The organism is Chamaesiphon sp. GL140_3_metabinner_50, assembly GCF_025361915.1.
GTDB lineage: Bacteria > Cyanobacteriota > Cyanobacteriia > Cyanobacteriales > Chamaesiphonaceae > Chamaesiphon.
On sequence record NZ_JANYJC010000086.1, the window covers coordinates 1 to 3,400 of the forward strand.

The following is a 3,400-nucleotide window of genomic DNA, read 5'->3' on the forward strand; positions in this document are numbered from 1 at the left end:
TCTAGGGGTTTCGCTTCTAAATAGAAAGTGTATACACAGTTTTCATCGCAATGGGCCACCTAAATAGTTTTAGCGATCGCACCAGTGACATGTTCCGGCGGCTCATTTTTCAATTGCTGATACCAAGCCAGCGTCACATCAGGATCGCAACCGTGAATTTGTTCGGCGCGTTGACGGGCTTTAGCGACGACAGCATTGGCGCGTTCTTTACGCTCGGATTCGTAGCGTTTGAGGGCATCCGGTACGCTGATATTTGTCGCAATTAGATAATTACTCAGTACCCAAGCATCTTCAATGGCTTGACAGCCACCTTGTCCGAGATCGGGGCAAGTCGCATGAGCCGCATCGCCCAAGAGTGCCACGCGCCCGCGCACGTAGCGATCGATCGGCCCCATATCATGAATGGCGATGCGGGCAGTCTCAGCCGGATTGAGTCGATCGATTAGTTGTTGAACTGGTTCGTCCCAGCCGTGAAAATGTGCCTTTAATTCGGCTTGATAGTCGGCTGGCTCGGCGCAATTATCTGGTGAAAGTGGGACATCTAAAAAGAAATAACAGCGCGAGTCGCCCACAGGCATTAGAGAAGCGCGTTTGTGTTCGCCGACATAGATGCTCCAGGTATTTTTCGGTGCTAATTTTTCATCGGCGGGTACCAATCCATTCCAGTTGATATAACCTGCATACTTAGGTTCGACAGGTTCGTCGAGGATCTGTTTGCGAAATTGCGATCGAATGCCATCAGCGGCAATAATTAAGTCGCCATTAGTCCGATGACCATTTTCAAAGATCGCCGTTACGCCAGTCTCGGATTCTTCAAAGTCGATACATTTATGGTTGAGGGACACTTGCCCAGGAAATGCGGCAAGCAGCATCGCTTGTAAATCCCGACGAGCGACTGGATACGGACGCTGCCCGACGCGATCGATCGGCGGCATCAAGTCGATATGATTGAGCAATTCTCCAGTTTTACTGCGATATTCCATCGCATTCATTTCGCCCCCGATCGCGGCAATTTCTGCCCCCAACCCCAGTTGATTCAGTACTTTGACCCCATTCGACCAGAGAGAGATTCCTGCCCCCACAGGGCGCAATGTGGCGACTCGATCGTAAATCTCCACTTCATAGCCCGCCTGCTTGAGCGCAATTCCGGCGGTCAATCCCCCAATCCCCGCCCCGATAATAATTACTTTGAGATGGTTCATCTTAAATTAATTGATAATTGATAGTGTCCGGTAAATTCCCCTCCTCTGCAAGGCAGACGCTACGCGAACAGAGGGGTGCCCGTAGGGCGGGGTGGGCGATCTCCACTCCCCCAGTCCCCTCGTCCTAAAAATTCGGCGGATGATACTGATGCCAGTGCCGAGCGATATCGATGCGACGACACAGCCAGACGCGATCGTGTTGCTGCACGTAGTCCAGAAATCTCGCCAACGCCGCCGCTCGTCCGGGTCTGCCTACCAAGCGACAATGTAGCCCCACGCTCATCATTTTGGGTGCGGTTTCGCCCTCGGCATAGAGGACATCGAAAGCATCCCGTAAGTAAGCAAAAAACTGTTCGCCCGAATTAAATCCCTGAGCTGTCGCAAATCGCATATCATTGTTATCCAGAGTATAGGGAACGACCAAATGCGGTTTGCCATAGTCATTCGTCCAATAGGGTAAGTCGTCAGCATAGCTATCCGAGTCATAGAGAAATCCGCCTGTTTCGACTACTAATTTGCGAGTATGGGGGCTATTGCGTCCGGTATACCAGCCAGTAGGACGTTGCCCCGTAACTTGGGTATGAATCGCGATCGCTTTTTGCATGTGTTCGCGTTCTGCTGATTCGGTAAAATCTTTGTACTCGATCCATTTGTAGCCATGACTGGCAATCTCCCAATCAGCCTCCAGCATGGCAGCAACCAGATCGGGATTGCGGGCTAATGCCATCGCTACTCCATAGACTGTGACCGGAATTTGTCGATCGGTAAACAGTCGATACAATCTCCAAAAGCCAGCCCGACTACCATACTCATAACAGGACTCCATATTCATGTGCCGTTGTCCCACAAACGGTACCGCACCCACGATCTCAGACAGAAACGCCTCCGATGCCAGATCGCCGTGCAAAATACAGTTTTCGCCACCTTCTTCGTAATTGATGACAAACTGAACGGCAATTCGAGCTTGTTTCGGCCACTGCGGATGTGGCTGGTTCCGCCCATATCCGACTAAATCCCGTGGATAGTCGATCGAGGTCATATATTACAGTCCAGCATAACTCATTTTTATTGTATACTGTACACAGCATTTTAGTTCGCCATCAACCCCAAAGTGCAAAATCCCCTCCCAGGAGGGGTGCCCGTAGGGCAGCACATTTATAGTGCGGGTGGGTAGATCTCCGCTGCAACTCCAAAAAATCACGATCGCGCCCCACATCACAAACCGAGCCAACTTGCCAATAAATCCAAAACTAGCATAATTATCTTGAGAGAAATGGTATGAATCAGACAGTTATCACCAAACACCAAGTTTTTATCTGTGGCTCTGCATTGCGCGGACAACCAGATCACTCCAATCTAGGCAACGCCAAATTTATCCGCGCTGTAAATACCGAGCCACTTTATCGACTACATGCGGCTGAAAATGGCTGGCATCCAGCAATTTATCAAGTCGATATCGGTGGAATATCAATTCCTGGCGAAATCTACGAAATGACAGCCGAGGAGTTTGAATACCTGAAAAATAACGAACCACCCCATATGTATCCAACTGACGTAAAACTCATAGATGGGGAAGTTGCCACGGCATTTTTCTATCCACAAGCACTGATAGAACGCTACAATTGGCTGGATATCTCCGCTCTCGGTGGCTGGGCTGCTTATAAACAGGCACAACTGGAAACTGTCGCCCAAACATAACTACCAAATTTCCAGAAGATCTACCGATCGACATCTTTACCAAGAGGATTACCGCGACTATAATTAAAAGTATCGTAGGGCACAGAAAAAGATTCGGACATACAATCGCGATCTGAGCGAAGATGTGTGGTGACAGGTTTGGAAGTGCCTCCTGCAATTAACCAATTGAGGAGGTTCACAATGAAATATTTAGATCGTAACAAGGCTGAGATCGATCGCGATCGGTGGGAAGCTTATAAGCAGCTAGAACTAGTTCCCGATTCGATCGATAATCCAGTTCGCCATCGCGGCGGTTTTAAATTTGGGATCGACCGAGCATGGCGAACTCTACTCGGATTACTAATGGATGAATTAGTCACCGAGCAACAGATTGAATATCTCGATCGCTGTTGGGATGTAGATGCAAAAGATCGATCGCCATCGAAGACGCTACAACGATTTTTGACATTAATAATTTAGCAAATGTGGGGGCGATTCTGGCAGGGATAATTCATGAATTA

5 protein-coding genes are annotated in these 3,400 nt (G+C 48.9%); 2 read left to right on the forward strand and 3 right to left on the reverse strand.

What is annotated here, in order from left to right; translation table 11 throughout:
• Positions 1–59: 59 nt before the first annotated feature.
• Together hpxO and puuE are read right to left on the reverse strand one after the other, a co-directional pair.
• Positions 60–1,202: an FAD-dependent urate hydroxylase HpxO gene (hpxO, locus tag Q0R35_RS04455; RefSeq protein WP_295614878.1), complete on the reverse strand. Its 1,143-nt coding sequence runs from the start codon at positions 1,200–1,202 to the stop codon at positions 60–62.
• Between the two features lie 124 nt (positions 1,203–1,326).
• A complete protein-coding gene (puuE, locus tag Q0R35_RS04460) occupies positions 1,327–2,241 on the reverse strand; it encodes an allantoinase PuuE (protein WP_295614880.1) in 915 nt (304 codons plus the stop codon).
• A gap of 239 nt (positions 2,242–2,480) precedes the next feature.
• Here puuE and Q0R35_RS04465 point away from each other — a divergent pair, with 239 nt between their 5' ends.
• Complete coding sequence (locus tag Q0R35_RS04465; RefSeq protein WP_295614882.1) at positions 2,481–2,900, forward strand: gamma-glutamylcyclotransferase; 420 nt, start codon at positions 2,481–2,483, stop codon at positions 2,898–2,900.
• 20 nt (positions 2,901–2,920) lie between these two features.
• On the opposite strand, the gene Q0R35_RS04470 is transcribed toward Q0R35_RS04465, so the two are convergent.
• Positions 2,921–3,079 (reverse strand): hypothetical protein, encoded by a 159-nt coding sequence (locus Q0R35_RS04470; protein ID WP_295614884.1) that lies wholly within the window; start codon positions 3,077–3,079, stop codon positions 2,921–2,923.
• A 1-nt stretch (position 3,080) separates the two neighbouring features.
• Here Q0R35_RS04470 and Q0R35_RS04475 point away from each other — a divergent pair, with 1 nt between their 5' ends.
• Positions 3,081–3,359, forward strand: a complete 279-nt coding sequence (locus tag Q0R35_RS04475) for a hypothetical protein (RefSeq protein ID WP_295614886.1) — start codon at positions 3,081–3,083, stop codon at positions 3,357–3,359.
• The last annotated feature ends 41 nt before the right edge of the window (positions 3,360–3,400 follow it).

Coding starts and splice junctions, on each gene's coding strand:
- hpxO (WP_295614878.1), bottom strand. CDS start 1,202: ATGAACCATCTCAAAGTAATTATTATCGGGGCGGGGATTGGGGGATTG.
- puuE (WP_295614880.1), bottom strand. CDS start 2,241: ATGACCTCGATCGACTATCCACGGGATTTAGTCGGATATGGGCGGAAC.
- Q0R35_RS04465 (WP_295614882.1), top strand. CDS start 2,481: ATGAATCAGACAGTTATCACCAAACACCAAGTTTTTATCTGTGGCTCT.
- Q0R35_RS04475 (WP_295614886.1), top strand. CDS start 3,081: ATGAAATATTTAGATCGTAACAAGGCTGAGATCGATCGCGATCGGTGG.